Annotated in this window: 4 protein-coding genes; 2 read left to right on the forward strand and 2 right to left on the reverse strand. The window is 74.7% G+C overall.

All coding sequences use genetic code 11. The features are described from left to right. Nucleotides 1–158 precede the first annotated feature (158 nt). Nucleotides 159–680, reverse strand: a complete 522-nt coding sequence (locus NCC78_RS29695) for a DinB family protein (RefSeq protein ID WP_250798681.1) — start codon at nt 678–680, stop codon at nt 159–161. An 83-nt stretch (nt 681–763) separates the two neighbouring features. On the opposite strand from NCC78_RS29695, the gene NCC78_RS29700 reads away from it, so the two are divergent. After that, nucleotides 764–970 (forward strand): DUF8847 domain-containing protein, encoded by a 207-nt coding sequence (locus tag NCC78_RS29700; protein WP_250798682.1) that lies wholly within the window; start codon nt 764–766, stop codon nt 968–970. A 75-nt stretch (nt 971–1,045) separates the two neighbouring features. Here the strand turns inward: NCC78_RS29700 and NCC78_RS29705 are convergent, their stop codons facing one another. Next, nucleotides 1,046–2,194, reverse strand: coding sequence for a polysaccharide pyruvyl transferase family protein (locus tag NCC78_RS29705; protein ID WP_250798683.1), 1,149 nt, complete (start codon nt 2,192–2,194; stop codon nt 1,046–1,048). Nucleotides 2,195–2,522: 328 nt separating this feature from the next. Between NCC78_RS29705 and NCC78_RS29710 the strand changes: the two genes are divergently transcribed. Beyond that, nucleotides 2,523–3,236 (forward strand): SDR family NAD(P)-dependent oxidoreductase, encoded by a 714-nt coding sequence (locus tag NCC78_RS29710; protein WP_250798684.1) that lies wholly within the window; start codon nt 2,523–2,525, stop codon nt 3,234–3,236. Nucleotides 3,237–3,390: the final 154 nt, after the last annotated feature.

Genomic DNA, 3,390 nt, shown 5'->3' on the forward strand with positions numbered 1-3,390 from the left:
CGTGATCGCCGCCCGGCTGCGCGGTGCGTCGCTGACCGCAGCGACGGCGTACGCGGCCCGGGTCGCCGCCGCGGCCTGCACCCACGACGGCATGGAGTATTCCCCCGGCCTGCTGCCGCCGCCGGCCTGAGCACCGGCCACGCAGCGGGGCGGGCCGGTCAGACGGCGCCGGTGGCGCCGTCGGTCAGCTCGCGGAGGATGTCGGCGTGCCCGGCGTGCCGGGCCGTCTCCTCGATCATGTGCGTCAGGATCCAGCGCAGCGAGACCTCGCCCAGCTGCGGGTGCCCGACGACGTGGTCCAGGTCGAACCGCCCGGCGACCTCGCGGGACCGGGCGCAGGCCCGCTCGTACGCTGCGGCGAGCACCTCGACGGTGTCCTCGCCGGTCAGCGCGAAGCTGGCCACGGCGTCCTCCTCGGAGGTCAGGTAGACGTCGCCCGGCCCGGGGCCGAGCAGGCACGGGAACCAGTTCCGCTCGACCAGGGTCAGGTGCTTGACCAGGCCGGCGAGGGTGGTCGCCGACGGCACCAGCCGGCGCGTGGCGTCGGCGTCGGACAGCCCGCGCAGCTTGCGCAGCACCACGGCACGGTGGAGGTCGAGGAAGGAGGTGAGCACCGCCCGTTCGTCGCCCGTGCGGGCCAGCACCGGGCCGAGCGTGGGATCGACACGGATTTCCGCCATCCGGGGACCGTAGCCGTTGGCGGGCGCGCCCCGCTGCCCCGCTAACCGCTGCGGGGTCCCGCCGACCGGGGCAGGATGGGCGCATGGCATCAACGGTAGAGATCCCCCTGGTCGGTGGCGCCGCCGACGGTGAGAGCGTCACCGTCGAGCTGGACCCGAACGGCCGCCCGCCGCTGACCCACCATCATGTGGGGGCGGAGGGGCTGGCCGGGGCGGACATCTACGAGCTGGAGTCCGTACATGCGGACGCGACGCAGTGGCGGTACTGCTGGCGCGGCCCGGCGGTCTGAGCCCGCCCGCCGCTGCACGCGACCGCCAACTGATTCACCGCCCGGCCGACCCCCGCCGTGACCGCCGGGAGCCGCTCAGGCGTTCACCTGGGTCAGGTGCCGGGCCCGCAGGCTCTCCAGCACCGCGCGGGTGACCTGCGAGGTGCCCCGGGCCTCGTCGCACACGTGGGCCACCCGCCGCGCCGTGGCCGCGGCCCGCTGTTCGCGCTCGTCCCAGAGCCGGTCGACCTCGGCCAGCAGCGGCCCCTCGACCTCCCGCTCCACCCCGCGCAGCGCCGGCACGCCGAGCCGCTGGGCCAGGTCGAAGACCTTGCCGGCGTACGGCAGCGGCAGGAACGGGGTGCCGACCATCGCGGCGAAGATCAGGAAGTGCAGCCGCATCCCGACGGCCAGGTCGAAGTGGCGCATCAGCCCGAGCACCTGCTCGGGCGAGTAGGTGCCGTGCAGGATCCGGCCCCGCTCGGCGGCGATCATGTGGGACAGCACCCCGTGCGAGTGCCGGATGTCGTCGCGCTCCATCGGCACGAAGAGCACGTACGCGTCGATCCGGTGCACCAGGAAGTCGCCGATCTGGGCCAGCAGGCGGTGGTAGCCGTCGACGTCGAGGCGCTCGGCGGCCCGGCCCGGCTCCCGCACGCTTATCCCGACCAGCCGCTTGCCGGCCGGCACCCCCTCCTCGCGCAGCAGCTCCGCCGGGAAGTCCTCCGGTTGCAGCAGGAACGCCGGGTCCGCGGTGACGGTGATCGGGTTGAGCAGCCCGGCCTCCTCCAGCACCATCCGGGACTCCTGGTCGCGCACGGTCACCTGGACCGCGCTGGCGAGGGTTTCCCGCACCATCCCGGTGTCCACGCTGTCGCTGAGCGGGCCGACGCCCACCGCGTACGTCAGCAGCGGCAGGCCGCGCTCCTGGGCGACCCGGACGACCCGCAGGTAGCGGCGGGCCTCCCGGTCGTAGAGGATGCCGCCGCCGCCGAGGATCAGCAGGTCCAGCTGGGCCAGGACCAGGGCGGAGTCGGTGCGGCTGACCCCCTCCCACGGCACCGCCTCCACGTCCGGGTGGGCGACCCGGGTGTGTTCGGGGTTGCGGGAGAAGACGATGATCCGGGCGTTCGGCTCCTGCTCGCGCAGGTCCGCCAGGAGCCCCGTGAGGATCGCCTCGTCACCGAGGTTGCGACCGCCGTACGAGCCGAGCACACCGATGGTCAGTCCGGCGCCATGCGTCATCCGTCGCTCCTCCCCGGGTGCGTCCCGGGCGGTTTCCCGTTGCTCCGGCGAACAGTCCTCGCGCCGACTGTCACGGCCCCCGGCGCCCCGGCCACCAGGCGGGCGACGGGGTCGTGGTCCCCTCGACGACGTACCGGACATAGTCGCTGAGCAGCGTCGACGACGGTTCACGGGCGCCCAGCCCGGTCAGGACCCGCTCGTCGGGGGCGAACCGCCGGAATCGGACGTCGCGTCCGCCCGTGGACGAGGCGTCCGATCACCGCCAGCGTCCGCCGTCCCGAGCTCCGATGATCGTTTCCATGACGAACACACTGGACGAAAAGCCGCCCTGGTCACCGGCGGGGCCCGGGGCATCGGCGCCGCCATCGCGCTGCGGCTGGCGCGGGACGGCGCCGACGTGGCGATCACCTACGAGCGCGCCGCCGACCAGGCGGCGGTGGTGGCGAGGCAGGTCGAGGCGCTCGGCCGTCGCGCGCTGGTGATCCGGGCCGACAGCGCCGACCCGGCCGCCGTACGCGACGCGGTCGACCGGACGGCCACCGAGTTCGGCCGGCTGGACATCCTGGTGAACAACGCCGCGGTGTTCCTGGTCGGCCCGGTGCAGGAGCTGGACGCCGACGCGGTCGAGCGGACGCTGGCGGTGAACGTCCGGGCGCCCTTCCTCGCCGCGCAGGCGGCCGCACGCCACCTCACCGAGGGCGGTCGGATCATCAGCATCGGCAGCAACGTCGGAGAACGGGCGGTCTTCCCCGGGCTGTCGCTCTACTCGATGAGCAAGACCGCGCTGGTCGGCCTGACCCGGGGGCTGGCCCGCGAGCTCGGTCCGCGCGGCATCACGGTCAACCTGGTCAACCCGGGGCCGACGGACACCGACGCCAACCCGGCCGACGGGCCGAACGCCGCGGCGATCGCGGGCTTCACCGCCCTCGGCCGCTACGCCGCACCGGCCGACATCGCCGCCACCGTCGCGCACCTGGCCGGCCCCGACGCCGGGTACCTGACCGGAGCCGTGGTCAACGTGGACGGCGGCTTCACCAGCTGACCGGCGCGGTGGGGCCCGCCACCCCGGCTCGACCGCCTCGCCTCAGCGGCGGACATCTCCTCGGTCGGCCCCGCCGCCCGTCGCACGGAGAACAGAGGACGTGCGGGCGATCGGCGGCCGGCCCTGGGCGGTGACCGACGCGCGGGTCAGCGGC

The sequence above is a fragment of the Micromonospora phytophila genome (assembly GCF_023656545.1).
GTDB classification, from domain to species: Bacteria; Actinomycetota; Actinomycetes; order Mycobacteriales; family Micromonosporaceae; genus Micromonospora; species Micromonospora phytophila.